The organism is Polynucleobacter sp. MWH-Adler-W8 (assembly GCF_001889925.1).
Lineage (GTDB): Bacteria > Pseudomonadota > Gammaproteobacteria > Burkholderiales > Burkholderiaceae > Polynucleobacter.
The window spans coordinates 1-15,874 of the sequence record NZ_LZFI01000007.1 but is presented as its reverse complement, the minus strand read 5'-3'; the positions used below and the strand labels follow the sequence as shown (position 1 = coordinate 15,874).

General features: G+C 43.5%; 23 protein-coding genes. 13 read left to right on the top strand and 10 right to left on the bottom strand.

The genetic code is table 11. The annotated features are described in order from the left end of the window. Nucleotides 1–38 precede the first annotated feature (38 nt). Entirely contained in the window at nucleotides 39–242 is a 204-nt protein-coding gene (locus AOC28_RS08865; RefSeq protein WP_072583619.1) for a cold-shock protein, read from the top strand. Between the two features lie 85 nt (nucleotides 243–327). Then, the gene (infA, locus tag AOC28_RS08860; RefSeq protein WP_072583618.1) at nucleotides 328–588 is read left to right on the top strand and encodes a translation initiation factor IF-1; all 261 of its coding nucleotides are present in this window, start codon (nucleotides 328–330) and stop codon (nucleotides 586–588) included. A gap of 288 nt (nucleotides 589–876) precedes the next feature. On the opposite strand, the gene AOC28_RS08855 is transcribed toward infA, so the two are convergent. Both AOC28_RS08855 and AOC28_RS08850 read right to left on the bottom strand, forming a co-directional pair. After that, a complete protein-coding gene (locus tag AOC28_RS08855; RefSeq protein WP_072583617.1) occupies nucleotides 877–1,350 on the bottom strand; it encodes a hypothetical protein in 474 nt (157 codons plus the stop codon). 153 nt (nucleotides 1,351–1,503) lie between these two features. Further along, complete coding sequence (locus AOC28_RS08850; protein WP_072583616.1) at nucleotides 1,504–1,701, bottom strand: hypothetical protein; 198 nt, start codon at nucleotides 1,699–1,701, stop codon at nucleotides 1,504–1,506. Between the two features lie 123 nt (nucleotides 1,702–1,824). Between AOC28_RS08850 and AOC28_RS08845 the strand changes: the two genes are divergently transcribed. Together AOC28_RS08845 and AOC28_RS08840 are read left to right on the top strand one after the other, a co-directional pair. Beyond that, the gene (locus tag AOC28_RS08845; protein ID WP_072583615.1) at nucleotides 1,825–2,157 is read left to right on the top strand and encodes a hypothetical protein; all 333 of its coding nucleotides are present in this window, start codon (nucleotides 1,825–1,827) and stop codon (nucleotides 2,155–2,157) included. Beyond that, on the top strand, nucleotides 2,154–2,696 hold the full coding sequence (locus AOC28_RS08840) for a DUF6036 family nucleotidyltransferase (protein ID WP_072583614.1): 543 nt from the start codon (nucleotides 2,154–2,156) through the stop codon (nucleotides 2,694–2,696). Before AOC28_RS08845 ends, AOC28_RS08840 begins: the two co-directional genes overlap by 4 nt. Here the strand turns inward: AOC28_RS08840 and AOC28_RS08835 are convergent. From AOC28_RS08835 to AOC28_RS08805, 7 genes are all read right to left on the bottom strand, one after another. Then, nucleotides 2,693–2,884 (bottom strand): antitoxin VbhA family protein, encoded by a 192-nt coding sequence (locus tag AOC28_RS08835; protein WP_072583613.1) that lies wholly within the window; start codon nucleotides 2,882–2,884, stop codon nucleotides 2,693–2,695. The genes AOC28_RS08840 and AOC28_RS08835 overlap by 4 nt on opposite strands. Before the next feature lie 192 nt (nucleotides 2,885–3,076). After that, a complete protein-coding gene (locus AOC28_RS08830; protein WP_237767781.1) occupies nucleotides 3,077–3,235 on the bottom strand; it encodes a hypothetical protein in 159 nt (52 codons plus the stop codon). Further along, complete coding sequence (locus tag AOC28_RS08825) at nucleotides 3,222–3,551, bottom strand: hypothetical protein (RefSeq protein ID WP_072583612.1); 330 nt, start codon at nucleotides 3,549–3,551, stop codon at nucleotides 3,222–3,224. The genes AOC28_RS08830 and AOC28_RS08825 overlap by 14 nt, the downstream gene beginning before the upstream one ends. Continuing rightward, nucleotides 3,529–3,819 carry a hypothetical protein gene (locus AOC28_RS08820; RefSeq protein ID WP_072583611.1) on the bottom strand — a complete coding sequence of 97 codons (291 nt, stop codon included), beginning with the start codon at nucleotides 3,817–3,819 and terminating at the stop codon, nucleotides 3,529–3,531. Before AOC28_RS08820 ends, AOC28_RS08825 begins: the two co-directional genes overlap by 23 nt. Before the next feature lie 192 nt (nucleotides 3,820–4,011). Beyond that, nucleotides 4,012–4,209, bottom strand: a complete 198-nt coding sequence (locus AOC28_RS08815) for a hypothetical protein (RefSeq protein WP_072583610.1) — start codon at nucleotides 4,207–4,209, stop codon at nucleotides 4,012–4,014. A gap of 2 nt (nucleotides 4,210–4,211) precedes the next feature. Next, nucleotides 4,212–4,730 (bottom strand): zeta toxin family protein, encoded by a 519-nt coding sequence (locus tag AOC28_RS08810; RefSeq protein WP_072583609.1) that lies wholly within the window; start codon nucleotides 4,728–4,730, stop codon nucleotides 4,212–4,214. Then, nucleotides 4,727–4,924: an antitoxin VbhA family protein gene (locus AOC28_RS08805; RefSeq protein WP_072583608.1), complete on the bottom strand. Its 198-nt coding sequence runs from the start codon at nucleotides 4,922–4,924 to the stop codon at nucleotides 4,727–4,729. The genes AOC28_RS08810 and AOC28_RS08805 overlap by 4 nt, the downstream gene beginning before the upstream one ends. A gap of 282 nt (nucleotides 4,925–5,206) precedes the next feature. On the opposite strand from AOC28_RS08805, the gene AOC28_RS08800 reads away from it, so the two are divergent. From AOC28_RS08800 to AOC28_RS08790, 3 genes are all read left to right on the top strand, one after another. Next, the gene (locus tag AOC28_RS08800) at nucleotides 5,207–6,379 is read left to right on the top strand and encodes a hypothetical protein (RefSeq protein ID WP_072583607.1); all 1,173 of its coding nucleotides are present in this window, start codon (nucleotides 5,207–5,209) and stop codon (nucleotides 6,377–6,379) included. A 65-nt stretch (nucleotides 6,380–6,444) separates the two neighbouring features. Continuing rightward, entirely contained in the window at nucleotides 6,445–6,927 is a 483-nt protein-coding gene (locus AOC28_RS08795) for a helix-turn-helix transcriptional regulator (protein ID WP_072583606.1), read from the top strand. A gap of 3 nt (nucleotides 6,928–6,930) precedes the next feature. Then, complete coding sequence (locus AOC28_RS08790) at nucleotides 6,931–7,596, top strand: nucleotidyl transferase AbiEii/AbiGii toxin family protein (protein ID WP_072583605.1); 666 nt, start codon at nucleotides 6,931–6,933, stop codon at nucleotides 7,594–7,596. 148 nt (nucleotides 7,597–7,744) lie between these two features. Here AOC28_RS08790 and AOC28_RS08785 read toward each other — a convergent pair whose 3' ends face one another. Next, on the bottom strand, nucleotides 7,745–8,641 hold the full coding sequence (locus tag AOC28_RS08785) for a transporter (protein WP_083564282.1): 897 nt from the start codon (nucleotides 8,639–8,641) through the stop codon (nucleotides 7,745–7,747). Between the two features lie 101 nt (nucleotides 8,642–8,742). On the opposite strand from AOC28_RS08785, the gene AOC28_RS08780 reads away from it, so the two are divergent. The 6 genes from AOC28_RS08780 to AOC28_RS08750 all read left to right on the top strand — a co-directional run. Further along, entirely contained in the window at nucleotides 8,743–9,084 is a 342-nt protein-coding gene (locus tag AOC28_RS08780; protein WP_072583603.1) for a hypothetical protein, read from the top strand. 35 nt (nucleotides 9,085–9,119) lie between these two features. After that, entirely contained in the window at nucleotides 9,120–9,482 is a 363-nt protein-coding gene (locus AOC28_RS08775; protein ID WP_072583602.1) for a hypothetical protein, read from the top strand. Further along, nucleotides 9,482–10,168, top strand: coding sequence for an ATP-binding protein (locus AOC28_RS08770; protein WP_072583601.1), 687 nt, complete (start codon nucleotides 9,482–9,484; stop codon nucleotides 10,166–10,168). The genes AOC28_RS08775 and AOC28_RS08770 overlap by 1 nt, the downstream gene beginning before the upstream one ends. 67 nt (nucleotides 10,169–10,235) lie before the next feature. Continuing rightward, nucleotides 10,236–10,550 carry a helix-turn-helix domain-containing protein gene (locus tag AOC28_RS08765; RefSeq protein WP_158009055.1) on the top strand — a complete coding sequence of 105 codons (315 nt, stop codon included), beginning with the start codon at nucleotides 10,236–10,238 and terminating at the stop codon, nucleotides 10,548–10,550. Between the two features lie 222 nt (nucleotides 10,551–10,772). Further along, a complete protein-coding gene (locus AOC28_RS08760; protein ID WP_072583599.1) occupies nucleotides 10,773–12,542 on the top strand; it encodes a ShlB/FhaC/HecB family hemolysin secretion/activation protein in 1,770 nt (589 codons plus the stop codon). 357 nt (nucleotides 12,543–12,899) lie between these two features. Next, the coding region (locus tag AOC28_RS08750; protein WP_143143920.1) for a filamentous hemagglutinin N-terminal domain-containing protein at nucleotides 12,900–15,874 on the top strand (2,975 nt) is incomplete at its 3' end.

Sequence of the window (15,874 nt, the reverse complement as noted above, 5' to 3'; positions counted from 1 at the left end):
GCATAGCCCCTTTTATATTTTTTAAGGAATAGTCAGATATGGCAAACGGAATTGTGAAATGGTTTAACGACGCTAAAGGCTTCGGCTTTATTACCCCTGAACTCGGTGGCGAAGATTTATTTGCCCATTTTTCAGCAATTAATAGCAGCGGATTTAAGTCTTTAGCTGAAGGTCAAAAAGTGACTTTTGATATTACTACTGGCCCTAAAGGCAAGTTAGCATCCAATATTCAACCTGTTTAAATCAGAAGCAAATGCCAGGCGGAAATTATTTGCCTGGCCTAAAGCCCAGCATGACTGGGCTTTTTATTTTTATAAAGGATGTTAAATGGCAAAAGAAGAGTTGCTTGAAATGGAAGGCCTGGTTGATGAAATTCTGCCAGATTCTCGTTATCGGATTACTTTAGATAATGGCCATAAGCTTATTGCCTATACAGCGGGGAAAATGAAAAAAAATCACATCCGTATATTGGCGGGAGATAAGGTTTCTTTGGAGATCTCCGCTTATGACTTGAGCAAAGGCCGTATTACATTTAGACATCTTGAGAAGAAGCAATCTTTTGCTGGTGCGCCTAAGAGACGATATTGATAGCTTTGAGGTTTAAAACTGCAAGTTAAATTAATATTTGCCAAGAATCGCAGGCCCTGTTTGATGTGGCCCCAGGCAAGCAAGAGATACTAAAACTACCTTCGGGTGGTTTTTTATTTGGTCGTTTGCCATCCTAGGCAACAACGGTCCAACGGATCGCTTATTGCCACCACAAATTACCGACACATTCCAAGCAATCAACAGAAGAGGGGCCACATTTCTGTAATCCCTTTTTATAACTAGTAGGTCGGGCGAGATTAGAACTCGCGACTAATCAATCACTGACGACTAATCAGCTGGTTTCATAGTGAACTCGCCGTTATCGCTGCTGTTAGCGGTTTTATTGAGCTCGTAGTATGTAGGTTCAGCTATGAATCCTACGGGGCCGCTAGGATCTTCTAAAAGCATTTCAGATCTATTTGGCGAAATAACAAATCGATAGGTTTTACCGCTGTCAAATTGATAGGTTTGAGAAAATACGCCGAAAGAGCCGGACATTGTGCCGTCTACCTTAAGAATATGTTTTCCTGAAGGTATGTTTACGGTGCAATTACCTGCATTGGGGATGACACAGACTTTAAGGCCATCCACATAAACTTGGGCACTTTTCACAAGTCCAAAAAAAACCGTACTTGTGCAATTAAAGGTAAGGGTGACATCTCCGCCGGGATTCACGGGGGCGGCGCCTTCCTGATACCCCATGCTCTGACATCCTGCCAAGAGGGCGAACAAAGTAATGCTCAGTAATTTTTTGAATGGCACTATTGCATCTCCAAATTAAGCAATATTAGGCATACATTACCCCAAATTAACTTCCGTAATCCAAGCTTCTAGATTCCAAAGAAAAAGCTACCCGAAGGTGGCTTTTGCATAGCTGGTGGGTCGGGCGAGACTCGAACTCGCGACCAAGGATACTTAGACGCTAGGCTGGCGCTTTTTAATGAGCTCAGAAGCTGGGATCTGAACTATTTTTCCATCAACCATGGTTACGATTGCGGTGTTCGTTTGAATTGCTAAGTCAATTGCTGCTTGCCCAGCACGTCGCATGGCGTAGTAGGAGCCCGCAATGTCGGGGTCTGGAGAGTTACGAATATCTTTAACAATGGACTTCATCTTTCCTCCTGTTTATCTGATTATTTTACGTAACTGAAAGCCTCTGTTTTGCTTAAAACTTGATGGTATGAAGGGTTTTTTGCCAATCTTGCCCTTCTATAGCCTCCTATATATACTTGAACAATGCAAAGCATTAAGTCAAAGCCCTCCATTCCTATGCGTGTTTTAGCTCGTAAGGCTGATGCCGAGAAGTATGAAAAGCTCAGTAGGTTGCATCAACACGTCTTGGTTTTGCTCCGCTCCGATCGCCGGAATGATGTATTACATCAAGCTGAAGGCCGTATTCAAAAGTGGGAAGAGCGGGATTTATGTAGTCGCTTCTATATAGACTCTTGGAGAAGACTGATAAATTCAGACCCCTCCGAAATGGAGCGAGAGGTTTGTGGAGATGCTCCGCAAGCACATGCACTAGCCCAAAATTCACCATTTAGTTTTCTGATGAAAGAAGTTCAGTGAATCTGAGCCATATTCATCACGTACTCACCGAAGCCAAAAAGATCACCAACCATACTGACTACGTCATTATTGGTAGTTTGACTGCGCTTGGGATGAAAGCGGATCCCCCGGATGAAATGGTTCGCTCCATCGATGTGGACATGTACCCAAAGGATGATCCAGGTCGCGCTGGCGAAATAGCTGCGCTAATTGGCCAGGGCAGTCCGTTTGAAGATGAGTATGGATACTATGTAGATGCTGCTAGTCCCGACTTGCCAACATTGCCAGATGGTTGGGAAGACCGTTTTGTGATTCATGACTTTGGCGATGTAAGGGCATTATTTTTAGAGTTAAATGATGCCGCGATATCCAAATACGCCCGCGGTGAAATTCGGGACCGCGTTTGGATTCAAGAGGGACTTAAGGCGAAATTACTATCAATGCCTACGATTGATTATCGCCTGCGAGAGACTGCATTCTTAGATGAGATGGAAGAAAAATCTGTCAAGCAAAGAATTTTTGAAGATAAAAAATTGCTAAATTTAGATCAAGAAACTTAAAGTTCTTTTTTATAACGAGTCTTAGCCATTTTTATCAATTCATCAATATTTCGATGGCCTTGAATGTAGTCTAAAAGACTCTTAACAAATTCTGTTGAAGGCGTAAATCCCTCAATACGCGCAGATGCTAAAGCGTTATTGACAATAAATTGGCGCCTTAAAGGCTCGCTAGAGTATTTTTTTGACATTAAAGAATTTTATATAGAGTTATGGTTTTCTTTATATCTAAAGAAAAAGCCCCTAGATTTCTCTAGAGGCTTTTGTATAACTGGTGGGTCGGGCGAGATTCGAACTCGCGACCAAGGGCACTTAGACGCTAGGCTGGCGCTTTTTAATGAGCTCAGAAGCTGGGATCCGAACGATCTTCCCATCAACCATGGTTACGATTGCGGTGTTCGTTTAATGGCTAGGTCAATCGCCGCTTGACCGGCACGCTGCATGGCGTAATAAGATCCAACAATATCGGGATCAGGCGAATTGAAGATCTGCTCAACAGTGGTGTAACCAACGCTTTTGTGTGGCGGTTTATTTTTTGCCATAAGCAGCATCATGATCTGGTTCAATTAATAAAACCCTTAGGAAATGATCTTCTCTGAAGCCAATGCCCCGGATTGATTTGCTAACTCGAAATGAGTAGAGTGCATCAATATCTTTTGGTACAGGAATGCTATGAATCTTTTCCCACTTCAATCCCTTGTCGCGGTAAACCTGGTTCCAGGTCAATTGCGTGATTTTCTCAAAAGTGGCAAAGGCTTTCTCTTGCTCGGTTGGCTCCAGACTCTCCCAGGTAGATTGGAAGATGGGGCTATTCAGATCAAGCTCAACTAAGGGCTCAGGCTTTGCGTTTCTCGCCATGAGCTTTAGCCGTTTTTAGTTTAGAAAGGTCAGTTGCTTTGGCCGGCGTTTTTTGTGCCCAGGCCAAGGCTGCTGATAAATCCTTTTTAATGGCTGGCGTATGTACCCAACGCTCATTGTCGGGAATAACTGTGGCGGTGCGAATCACCCAAACGCCAGGTTCAGGCGTTTCCACTAATACCTGACGTCCCGCATGCTCTTTGCCAAGCGAGATCTGCCCGCTGGATCCAATGGATTTAATAACTTGATGATCTATCACTGCGCCCATGGCATTCTCCTATATTCATGCAGCATGAATGCATTATAGCATGATATTAAAACAAGATGCTAGTTAAGGCTTCAATAGAGAAGGGACAATGCTAATTAAGCTGATTGGTAAAAGAAAAAGCCCCTAGACTTCTCTAGAGGCTTTTGTATTACTGGTGGGTCGGGCGAGATTCGAACTCGCGACCAATGGTGTTTAGGCTGTAAGTTGACGCTGTTTGATGAGTTCTGCAGCAGGGATCCGAACAATCTTGCCATCAACGGTAGTTACGATTGCAGTATTGGTTTGAATTGCCAAGTCTATTGCAGCTTGTCCAGCACGTTGCATGGCGTAGTAGGATCCAGCAATATCAGGATCTGATGAATTACGTATATCTTTGCTTGGAATCGTCACGGTTAACCTTGGTCTGTTTGCTCGGGCGGAGTTTTATCTCCATCTAACAATATCCATGATTTTACAACTTTTTGATATTTGGGCAAATTCTCGAGGCCAGCGGTATATCGCCTACGAATGACCTCTTCAGGGATGTTGTGCCCTCCTTGTGCCACCCTCTCTTTTACACGTGAAATAGCTAACTCAGAGGAACTTAGTGCAATAAACCAGAGTTTGATGACGTACCCCAGATCTTTCCACTCCTGAATACGTTGCAGATAATGTGTGCCAGATAGAGTAGTTTCAAAGGCAAAGCTTTCGCCTGATTTGGTGTACTCATCTAATTCGTTTAGCATCAATCGAGCTGCTTTGAATGAAACAGACTCTGGGTTAAATGGCGCTAAACCAGCAGCTATGAGATCAGCATTAACAAAGCGAAAAGTATGCGCTTCATGTGGCAAGAAGTTCTTGGCAAAGGTAGTTTTACCGGCTCCATTGGGTCCGGCAATTATGATAATTTTTTTATTTAAATTGACCGTCATTTGGTTGTGCTCTTAATATAACTTTGCTTAGTTTGTTCTATTAATTGGGCGATACTTTTTTTGCCGTTTATATAGTCAGTAAGTTTTTGTTCAAACTGCGTTGCTAGGGCGATGCCTTCAATTCGAGCAGAGGCAATGGCGTTGCAAACGATGTTTTGGCGAAGCTGATGTGTTGTGACAATCTTTGCTGGCATTTCGCTATTTTATTGGATTTGGATTGGATTCCCTAGCCAATAAATGATCCTAAAACAGGCTAAAAAGGACAGTTTTAAAAGATATCGCTGGCAATAAAAAAGCCCCGCAGAAGCGAGGCTTAGTATTGCTGGTGGGTCGGGCGAGATTCGAACTCGCTACCAACGGATTAAAAGGGTCCGCCTGACACATCGCAACTTTTGATAACGTAAATCTAACACAGAAATGCACAAATAAACATACTCCTGATTTAAGCTAAATTTTTACTAAAGCCTGGGGTTAAGATGAGGGAAAAATACTCTAGACAGGAAATCTTAGATTTAATTTGGTCGCTCCCCATTTCTAAGGTTTCTAGCCAACTTGGTGTTGCTGATAGTGCATTGTCAAAATGGTGTTCGATTGCGGATGTCCCTAAACCACCTATGGGCCATTGGATCAAAAAAGAGTTAGGCAAGCCAGTGCCTGAAAAGCCATTACTTCATGCTTGGAATGATGGGGATGAGCCAGAGTTTTCTACCTTTGATAATCTTCAAAAAATGGAGAAGCCGGCTAAGGCTAAGTCTTTGGTTAAACCTATACCTGCTGCAGAAACGGTGGAGGCATCCGATTCTTCGCTAGCTGATGGTGAATTTTCTATCTATCAGGGCCGATCATTTCATCCAGCAATTGAAGAAACTTTTAAGGATTTGGATAAGTCAAAAACCAATCGCTTCGGGCGTTGGGAGTCTACATTTGGGTTTGATGCTCAGATATCTCCCGATAATGTACCCAGGGCAAAAAGAATTCTTCAAACGATTCTCAATATGTATTTGAGCAAAGGTGCTGAGGTTAAAAATTATCAGCGTTGGTCGAATAGCCGCTCCCGACCAGTTTTAGTTATTGATGGTGAGTCTATCCAGTTTAGTTTTTATGAAACTGCCACTAGGCATATTCCACCTCTACGGCGCCAATCTTCCTACATGAGTTATGACGGACACAGAAGGGCTTATATGGCTAGCATTAATTACACGGCTAGTGGAAAGCTTGAACTAAAGATTAGTCATGTAGATCCGTATTCAGAGCGAATGCTGAAAGATTCCTCCAATAAATCGGTTGAAGAGGGGCTCTCTGCAATCTCTGAAATAGTCTCTGACCTAATGGTGAAGGGTAGGGCTGAGCGGATTGAGAGGGAGGCGAGGGAACTTGAGAGAGAGCGCTTGCGAAAGATCGAGCAAGACAAGGCTGACGAGATTGAGAGGAAAAAGCGTCAGTGGCAGGAGCTACAAGAAAATGCTTCTGAATGGGCTGCTCTTCAAGAAATAAGAGCATTTATCAATGCCGTGAAGGCTGATAGGTATTTCCGCAAAAAACACCCTGATTGGCGCTTATGGGTAAGTTGGGCCTCGGATCAGGTGAATAGACGCGATCCTATTTACAAGATTAGAAATGGGAAAGCCCTTCCGGGCGCCCCAATATAGCTTTTTTAGCTAATTAGACTTAAATAATGTGTAATATATTACACAATTTATGGGATAATATCTTCATGAACTTACGCGAAATTGGTCTCAAAGTTGGGCAGCGTCGTGCTGATCTGGGTTTATCCCAGGATCGGTTGGCAAAGCTTTGCGGTCTTTCAAGGTCCACTATCCACCATTTAGAGAAAGGCACTTTGAAGGATTTGGGTGCCGCTAAATTGCTCTCCTTGCTGTCCCTATTGGGTTTGGATGTCATCACTCAAGAGCACAGCAAAAAACATCATGGCTTGGATATGGCCAGTAAAACTGCAAGCGTTAGTTATAAGACTAAGCTTCACAGTAGCGACTTATCTCATTCATTAGCATGTGGAAAATTACCGGAAAGTATTTTTCCGCATGTGGCAACATTGCTAGATGAGGCGCCTTTAGAAATTATTGTGTCCGCAGTTGAGGAGGCGGCAGCAGTAAATCATGTTGCCCCCAAACTAATTTGGAAAAATATTGATCGGTGGGCGCATGAGATGCATTCACCAAGATCGGCATGGGCTTAATTGATGACGACTATCGTTGAACGTAATTTACCTTCAGGGGTTTGGGAGGATTTGCTGCTACATGCACTTTCGATTATTGAAGATATTAAGAGTCATGGGACACCCGATCCATTCTGGACTTTCGGGGGTGGTACCGTATTAATGTTTCGATATCAGCATCGTCTTAGTAAAGACATTGATATCTTTGTCCCAGATCCGCAGTACTTGGGTTTTATAACGCCGCGTCTAAGCGATGTAGCTGCAGCAGTGAGTACAGATTATGTCGAAGATCAAAGTTCATACGTTAAGCTAATTCGCCCAGAGGGGGAGATTGACTTTGTAGCCTCTCCAAACCTAACTGAAGCACCATTTGAGATGTGGAATATTGGTGGGCAACATATTCGGGTGGAAACAGCTGCAGAGATTGTGGCAAAGAAATTATGGCATCGAGGCGACAGGGCAACTGCCCGTGATTTATTTGACTTGTCTTTAGTCATTGAGCGTGAGCCCGAGGCATTGATAAAAGCAGCTAAATTCTTGCGAAAGAATGCTGATCCATTTATAAGTCAGATAGCAATCAGAGCATCAGTATTAAAGGCGCAGTTTGCTGAGATTGATGTATTAAATTACAAGCCAAGCTACGACGAGGCAGTTCAGCGGGCGACCAAATTTTTACAGTCTCTTAAATAAATTTTTCATCACTTTGACGCGGTAATCTAGTTACGGAGTGGCGATATATGTTCGTCGGATTGTTGATCCGCGTGTCTTCGGGCTATTTAGATGAATCGAAGTTGCCTTAAAAGTTCATATCGATGAATGCAGAAGATTAAGTGAGAATTTAAAACTCCCTCAAAAACCTTAAAGTAAATACACGGGTTTGTATGAGCCCATTTTGCACTCCCATATCTCGCCCATACTGTAGAGAAAATCTTCCGATATCGGTATGCATGAGGCTGCTGAGCATAAAGCGCTGAGTATTGATGACATTATTCTGGTAGACATTATTAATGGTGGTGGCGCCACCTGCTACGTAGTAGTACTGGGCAGATACTGTGAAGATTTGATTGATCTTATAGATCGGGCCAACTTGGGTAGTGGTAACTGGTTTTTGATTAAGTGGAACATTAGTAGAGGATAGGCATGCTACTGAGCATTGGCTATTACCGCCGTACCACATAGTGTCAATTGCAAACATACCATCAAGATCGCCAACGATGGGTTGTTGATATCCCAATTGAATGTCAGTTGTGTAACGATTGCCACCCATATTAAAAGGTTGCATGCTCGAATAACCGCCGGTAGGAATAGTGAGATAGGCGGCTAATCCTAGATAGGTACGAGTCTCTCTATTAGAGTAGGGCCAAATTGCCGTTGCTAAGGCAATATCTCCAATGCCGGTATCTGAAGGGGTGCCTGACAGTGAGCCAGCAGGCCTAACGGTGCCGTAAGGTAGCTGCACATAAGAAGCGCCTGGAAGATTGGCAATTGTGTAAGTTCCAATAAATTTGGGGATAACACTTTGGGCATCAACTACTGGACTAGCAAAGGGGCTAGCAGAAATTACTGAACCATTCTTATAGTAAGTGGTGTTTTCAGTGTTGTAGTAGGTGATCTGCGCATAACGCTTATCGGGCAATGGCGCCACAATATCGTTCGGTTGCAGATCGACCCCCCAGCCCAATAATGGGTAGAGGCACAGAGCGCAACACGAGAGTCTTTTTAAGAATTGCTTCATTAATTCTGGGATAGGGTTTATGTTTGGAGGAATTGTAGATTGCTTTGCTTTAAGCGGTCTTTTAAAGGCATATTTCTTATATAAAGTACAAAAGTAGTAGGATGGCAGCCATGAAATACCCAAATGAGATCTTTTGTTTTGTTGCTGCCCTAATCTTGTGGGGACTGCTATTCGGTTCAATATCCGTATTCAGGCCAATCAAAAATAAGCAGCCTGAAAAATTTTGGTTGATTGCCCTAACGTTGAATGCGTCCGCCTTCACGCTTTTCTCAGCTGCATCAACTTTATCTTTAACTCTACTTACTTTAGCTAACACATGCTTTATTGCAAATTTTTTTTATTTAGGGCTATTTTGTCGAGCTCTTTCGATGCCAGTAAAAAAATATATTCATATTCTGATTGTTGTAGGGTTATTGGCTTTTGCAGTTTTTTTGAATACTTAAGACAAAGCGGATCTTTTGCGCAACGAGTTTCCCTAGTGAGTTTTTTGGCTGCAGCTTGCTTTATTTGGGAATTAGTTGAATTAACTAAATTAAAGAAAGTTCAATCTACTCAACTGAGGTTTTTGTTCTATACGATTGCCATTGAATTAGCCCTCACGTTTGCAAGAATTTTAGCTTTATATATTGAGGGTGCTCCATCAGCCATTAATCTATATCAAGAAGGTGCGATTAGCTCCGCCATTAGATGGTCTTGGCTTGGCATCGATATTCTTTCCTATATAGCAGTACTGGGGTATTGGATGGAAAGGCTCAGTATTGAGAATATCCAAGTTGCTAGAGAAAACCAAAAAATCACTGAGCTCTTAAAAGAAAAAGAGCGCGCCTCATCTACGGATTGATGAAGGCTAATAAAACTGCCGCTACTGGTGCCTTATCTGCATCTATTGCTCATGAACTTAATCAACCGCTTGGGGCATCTAACCTCAATATCCAGTTTCTTAAAATGAAATTAGAAAAGGGAGTTCTCAATCCTGAGTTAGATAAAGAAATCCTGGATTCCCTAGAGGCCGACAACCGGCGTGCGGCTACGATTGTTAAATCACTCAGGTCAATATTTGCAGAAGGTGAAGCGAATGCTCAAGAAGTTCAATTGGGTGATTTAATAGCAAAAGTTCTAGATATTGTGAGGCCAGAGCTAAAGTCTAAGAATATTCAAACTCAGCTTCGAGTTGATGATGACTTGGTAATTATGGTTAATCCATCTGAAATTGAACAAGTGATATTGAACTTGGTCAACAATGCCGCACAGGCTTTGGCTAACTCAGGAACGCTCCAGCGTCATATTGCTATAGAGGCTACTAAGATTGGTGAGGTCGTCCGCCTCTGTGTTTCTGACAATGGACCAGGCGTACCTGCGGACTTCAAATCCCATCTTTTTGAGCTCTTGAGTACAACCAAGCAGACCGGTATGGGCCTAGGGCTATGGCTTTGTAAGCATATTGTCACTAGATATAGTGGTTCGATCCATTATGAAGATACTGTTGGCGGCGGCGCTAAGTTTGTGATTGAAATTTCATCTAGTTAGCCTCTCGGCTAATTGACTAGCGTCCTCGCGGGGAAGTCTATAGAGACCTTAATTTATGCAGGGTCTTATGAACTTAGCACACATACAATCCTTTAGGCAGATCGGTAGGCATCTTCGTGATGCGCGAGAGACGCGTGGCCTGACATTGTCTGCGATTGCGGGTTCTTGTGGCTTAGCAATTTATGAATTGGTTCGCATTGAAAATGGTGAATTGCTGGGATTCAAGCAAGCACCAAAAAATACTTTAAGTAATGCTGAGGTTTATGCCAAAGCATTAGATGTTGAGTTAGATGGTGTGGGGAGACAGCATTCTGGAGTAACAACAATAAAGGCTAAAAATGATGAAGCCTTTATTCCAGTCTTTTTAAGAAAAAATAATTAGTTCTGCTTGCCCGCTCCTACGGGTTTAACCACTTTGGGTGAAAACTTAAAGTGGTTTTTTATTGTCTGCACAATTCCAGGTTCTAAGATCAGCTTATTAGATTCCCCCATTCTTTATTAGCCTAAGAGCCAATGGGAATTTCTCCTATAACCATTTAAATTTACAGGATATTTTTAACTCTATTCTCTGTAAGGAGAATGTCCCTTTATTGGAATATCTCTTGTGATTTCAGTTGCCAAATTTTCTCATATCCAAATTTCGCGATTATCTTGTGCGATTCTGGTTTTATTTGCCACATCACACGCCTATGCTCAAGTAGATGCTGGTGCTTTGCAACAGGGATTAGAGCAGCAGTTACCGTTGCCATCCCCCCTTGCACTTCCTGAGCCTGGAAGGGCTGCTCCAATTCAACCGAGTGCGCCCAAAGAGGGTGAGTTACGTTTTACGGTGAAGTCATTCGTATTGGAGGGAATTGGTATTCTTCCTGAGGCTGAAGTTCAATTGGCTATTCGGTCATGGGTGGGCGTACCAGTCAGCTTTGATGATTTGCAAAGGGCGTGCGACGCAATTCAGAACTTCTACCGCAGCAAAGGTTACACAGTCCAAGCAATATTACCGCCGCAAAAGATTGCCGATGGTGTTGTAAAGATTCTGATCACTGAAGCAAAGCTCGGTAAGGTTGAGGTAGAAAACCCACAAGGTCCAACACGCTTTAGTAAGGAGCGCGCCGCTTCTTATATTACTTACGCCAATCCTCTAGGTGATCCCCTCAATTTAGATAAGGTTGAGCGAGCAATCGTCATCCTCAATGAAACTCCTGGTGTGATGGCCTCCAGCCAATTAGAGCCTGGAGAGAAAGAAGGTGAAACTAATTTGCGCTTGCAGTTAACTCAGCCAGATATGGTGCAGGGGAGAGTTGAAGCAAACAACTACGGAAGCCGCACGACCGGGGCAAACCAAGGTGTCTTTGCCATGAATCTCAATGGCCCCCTGGGTATCGGCGACTCAGCTTCTGTGAATGGAATCTTTTCGCAGGGGTCGCAGTATTTGCAGGGTGCCATTTCTCTACCAGGCTCTAGGGATGGCTTAAGGCTAGGTCTTGCAGGAACCTATTTGCAATATAAGAACGTGAGTAACTACGCATCTACTGGCGGCGCCGGTGATGCGTGGACTACTGGAGTCAGTGCTGCATATCCTTTAATACGTGCGCAGGGAGGCAATCTCAATACCAGTCTCAATTACGATATTAAGAGCTATAACAACCGCAACACAATTACCAGCACCACTATCAGCGCCTATAACATTAACAATATCTCAGCAGGCTTATCCGGTAATTTTGTTGATAGCTTGGGGTATGGGGCTATTACGAGTGGATCAGTGACTGCAGTATTGGGACACCTAGATATCTTGGCAACGAGTATGGCTAACTACAGCATGTATGCGGTGCCAGGTACATCGCCAGCGATTTACCAGCCCATTACACCAAGTAACTTTAGCAAGCTGACATTTTCTGGTAATCGCAACCAACAATTGGTAGAAGAAGGCACAACCACTTTGTATGCCGCTTTATCTGGTCAATTTGCTTCTACTAATTTGAACTCAGCAGAGCAGTTTTATTTAGGTGGTCCTTATGGAGTGCGAGCATATCCAGTTGCTCAGTCTGGTGGCGCTCAGGGCGGTATCTTCACCTTGGAAGTACGTCATGAGTTGCAGCCTAAATTAACGCTCTCTGCATTCTTTGATGGTGGCGTAGTACAGCAATACAAATTTATGTACCCAGCTTGGCAAGGCAATACTAACGCCAACAATACTTACTCTTTAATGGGGGCTGGTTTTGGAGTGAAGTGGGATTATGAGGGATGGAATTTAGGAGCAATGGTGGCTTGGAAAGTAGGTCAAAATCCACTGTATAACTCTTATGGTCAGGCAGTCAATACTGATGGCACAACAACGCAGCCTAGAGGTTGGATTACGGCAAGTTACAACTTCTAGAGCAGCCTTCATTCCGCACGCCAAATTGTCTTGGCAGCAACATCTAAAAATAGAATTATTTTTAGCAAATTCGCACTCTAAATTGTCATGAGCTGAGAGTTACAAAAACAACTTCACGAAGCTGAAAAGCTGGAATCAATTTAGAGGTATTGTTAGTTTTTGTATTTCCGACACCTCATGGGGTTAAAGAGAGCCTCTTAAATCAGGGGCTCTAGCATGTTATCCCCATAGCTAATACCAATATCTATAAGCCTTTGGGACAATACGTACCTCCCATAAGTAGTAGAAAGTCTAGTGAAAAATACGCTTGAATTCGGGTCGCTCCTGAAGTCAAAAATTTCAATAAAAAATTGTTTTGTGAAAGTACATTTCGCAGGCGCAATTGCACGCATATTTTTTGCAACTTCAATCATGGCAACGGCAAGCGCATTTGCAAATCCAGCAATGCCTATTCTGCCAAAATTAGCTCTCCCAACAAACGGTCAAGTGGTTGCTGGTAATGCATCGATTTTGCAAACGCAAACTGCGACATCGGCAACGATGAATGTGAACCAAACTTCACAACGTGCGGTTATCAATTGGGATAGTTTTAATGTTGGGAAAAATGCCACGGTCAACTTCAATCAGCCGAATACAAGCGCGGTGACTTTGAATCGTGTTACTGGCGCATCTGCTTCGATGATCGAAGGTGCAGTTAGAGTAAATGGCCAAGTGATTTTTGTAAATCCAAACGGTGTAACTTTTGCTAAGGGGTCTGAAGTTAACGCTGCTGGTGTTGTTGCGACCACTATGAATATTGCTGATAAAGATTTCATGGAAGGTAAGTCAACCTACAAAGGTAATGGCATGGGACAGGTTATCAACGAAGGAAAAATTAAAACTAATGTTGATGGCGGATACATTGCATTGCTGGCTCCAGAAGTTCGTAATGATGGCTACCTGATCGCTAAAAAAGGGGCTGGAACGGTTGCTTTAGGATCGGGGGAGCAAATTACCCTCGATTTCAAGGGAAATTCCCTGGTTTCCCTAAAGGTGGATAAAGCGATCTATCAAGGACTTATTGAAAATAGGCGGGTAGTTGAGGTTAACGGCGGTTTAGTGGTGATTGCTGTAGGTTCTGCAAATCAGATCATGGCCAGCGTTATCAATAACACTGGAAAAATCTCGGCTGGCAGTATGGTGAACAATGGTGGTGTTATTGAGCTGGTAGCTAATACGGTGACCCAGGCTGGTAAGATCAGTGCCAATAGCCAAAATGGTCAAGGTGGACAGATCAATATCGTGGGTAATGACATCACGATTAGCCAAAACTCCAAAACAACAGCTACTGGTGCAACTGCCGGTGGCCAAGTCAATATCGGCCTTGCTAACACAGTAGTATCAGGCGGAAGTCAGATCAACACTTCAAGCCAGGCTGGAATCAAAGCCAATGCTGATGCGGCCGCTAATAGCAAACAACTAGCCAAGACAGTGACTGTCCAAGAAAATGCTCTGATTGATACTTCGGCAACAAAGTCAGGTAATGGCGGATCAATTGCAATCTGGTCTGAAGTGCAAACCACTGTTGCTGGCGTTCTCAAGTCTATGGGCGGTGCAATATCGGGCAATGGCGGCTTTATTGAAACTAGTTCTAAAGGATCTGTGGCGCTAGCTCCCCAGGCTCAGATCAATACCGGTGCAAGTAACGGCAAAACCGGCACATGGTTACTAGACCCTATCGATCTCATCATTAACAGTTCAGCAGCTAATGTGATTTCTGCTGCTTTATCAAACAACAACGTGACGATTGCGGTAACTACCAATACAACGTCTTGCCCAGTAATGGGCGCTTGCACTGAAAACGGTAGTGGTAGCTTAACCATTGCTAGCGGGGCCGATATCCTTAAAGCAGGATTGAATTACACAACTCTAACCTTGTCCTCAGCAGGTATCTTTAATCTAAATGCCAATATCAGCGGGCAAAATTTAGATGTGATCATTAGTTCATCTATTGCCTACTTGAACGTAGGTAGCTCTATTAACGCAAGCAAGGTCACTGTTCAGGCTCAGGCTATCTATAGCACCGGGTCTATCCAATCAACTAACTATCTTTTTGGCGCAAACTCAGGTTCACTGGGTAATTCCATTCAATTATTAGCTCAAGCTATCTATGTATCAGGTGGCCTTAGCCTGAATGCTAACTTGCCAGTCAATGGCGTCAGTATCGTTACCGTTAACGGCATAGCTAAGCGCCCAGATGAGTTACCTGCCTACCTTTTAGCGCAGAGCGCCGATCAAAATCTGAATCGGGTTTACTCCAGCTCAGCAGCTAACGATGCAAGCGCTATCCAGGCGACTGTCACTCAATCTAATAGCAACGTGATTCACCTCGTAGCTAGCAACTTGCTGAACATACAGGCTACAGCGCAGGTCAAGGCGAACGGTACAACGGGTGGAACTATTTATGCATCAGCCCCAAGCATCAATACTCAATCCGGTAGCGTAGTGCAGGCCAATGGCAATAATGGCCCAGGTGGTTTGATTGCATTCTCAGGCGATCAAATAACAGTAGCAGGCAACATTGCAGCAAACGGTTCAACAGATGGCGGCGCCATCACTCTTATCGCTAACAACGGCGATCTCAATATTCAGAACAGCATTATTCAGACAAACGGCTCCACTGGTCGTGGTGGAAGCATTGGTTTATCCGCAAACAATAATGTCACCATCCAAAATGCTTCAATCGAAGCAACTGGCGCAAACCAAGGTGGCAAAATATTAATAGGCAATGATGCAAAAAATGGGACATTGCCTTTTGCTTTATCTGTCAGCCTAGATCAAGTAACGAGTCTCAATGCCTCTCAGCAAACAACTGACATCAACAACCAAAATGGTGGTTTGATCGAAACCTCCGGTGCAACCCTTAATCTACTATCGAGTATTAATGCAGGTCGTGGTGGAATGTGGCTACTAGATCCAACTAACGTCACCATTAGCACAACAGCTGGAACTTCAACCGGAACCAATCCACTCTTATTCACCAATCAAACAAACGTTAGTGCAACACAAATCCAAACTGCAATTAATGCTGGAACAAGCATTCAAATCATTGCAGATGGAACCATCACTCAAACTACGGCATTAACTTTCAACATCACTGGTGCGAACTTAACGCCAACCCTCACGCTAAATAACACTAGCGGATCTAAACAAGCAATCACCCTAATCGCCATTACGGATAACTCAGCGGGGACAGGTTCAGGTGTTAGCTTGAATGCAATTTCAGCGGGTGGGGCAATTTCAGCCAATGGCGCAATCAACTTAAAAGGCGCAATCACAATTGATAACACCTA

Excerpts from the sequence above, each read along its gene's own strand:
- AOC28_RS08865 (WP_072583619.1), top strand. The coding sequence starts at position 39 with ATGGCAAACGGAATTGTGAAATGGTTTAACGACGCTAAAGGCTTCGGC.
- infA (WP_072583618.1), top strand. The coding sequence starts at position 328 with ATGGCAAAAGAAGAGTTGCTTGAAATGGAAGGCCTGGTTGATGAAATT.
- AOC28_RS08850 (WP_072583616.1), bottom strand. The coding sequence starts at position 1,701 with ATGAAGTCCATTGTTAAAGATATTCGTAACTCTCCAGACCCCGACATT.
- AOC28_RS08845 (WP_072583615.1), top strand. The coding sequence starts at position 1,825 with ATGCAAAGCATTAAGTCAAAGCCCTCCATTCCTATGCGTGTTTTAGCT.
- AOC28_RS08835 (WP_072583613.1), bottom strand. The coding sequence starts at position 2,884 with ATGTCAAAAAAATACTCTAGCGAGCCTTTAAGGCGCCAATTTATTGTC.
- AOC28_RS08830 (WP_237767781.1), bottom strand. The coding sequence starts at position 3,235 with ATGGCAAAAAATAAACCGCCACACAAAAGCGTTGGTTACACCACTGTT.
- AOC28_RS08825 (WP_072583612.1), bottom strand. The coding sequence starts at position 3,551 with ATGGCGAGAAACGCAAAGCCTGAGCCCTTAGTTGAGCTTGATCTGAAT.
- AOC28_RS08820 (WP_072583611.1), bottom strand. The coding sequence starts at position 3,819 with ATGGGCGCAGTGATAGATCATCAAGTTATTAAATCCATTGGATCCAGC.
- AOC28_RS08810 (WP_072583609.1), bottom strand. The coding sequence starts at position 4,730 with ATGACGGTCAATTTAAATAAAAAAATTATCATAATTGCCGGACCCAAT.
- AOC28_RS08805 (WP_072583608.1), bottom strand. The coding sequence starts at position 4,924 with ATGCCAGCAAAGATTGTCACAACACATCAGCTTCGCCAAAACATCGTT.
- AOC28_RS08800 (WP_072583607.1), top strand. The coding sequence starts at position 5,207 with ATGAGGGAAAAATACTCTAGACAGGAAATCTTAGATTTAATTTGGTCG.
- AOC28_RS08795 (WP_072583606.1), top strand. The coding sequence starts at position 6,445 with ATGAACTTACGCGAAATTGGTCTCAAAGTTGGGCAGCGTCGTGCTGAT.
- AOC28_RS08790 (WP_072583605.1), top strand. The coding sequence starts at position 6,931 with ATGACGACTATCGTTGAACGTAATTTACCTTCAGGGGTTTGGGAGGAT.
- AOC28_RS08785 (WP_083564282.1), bottom strand. The coding sequence starts at position 8,641 with ATGAAGCAATTCTTAAAAAGACTCTCGTGTTGCGCTCTGTGCCTCTAC.
- AOC28_RS08780 (WP_072583603.1), top strand. The coding sequence starts at position 8,743 with ATGGCAGCCATGAAATACCCAAATGAGATCTTTTGTTTTGTTGCTGCC.
- AOC28_RS08770 (WP_072583601.1), top strand. The coding sequence starts at position 9,482 with ATGAAGGCTAATAAAACTGCCGCTACTGGTGCCTTATCTGCATCTATT.
- AOC28_RS08765 (WP_158009055.1), top strand. The coding sequence starts at position 10,236 with ATGAACTTAGCACACATACAATCCTTTAGGCAGATCGGTAGGCATCTT.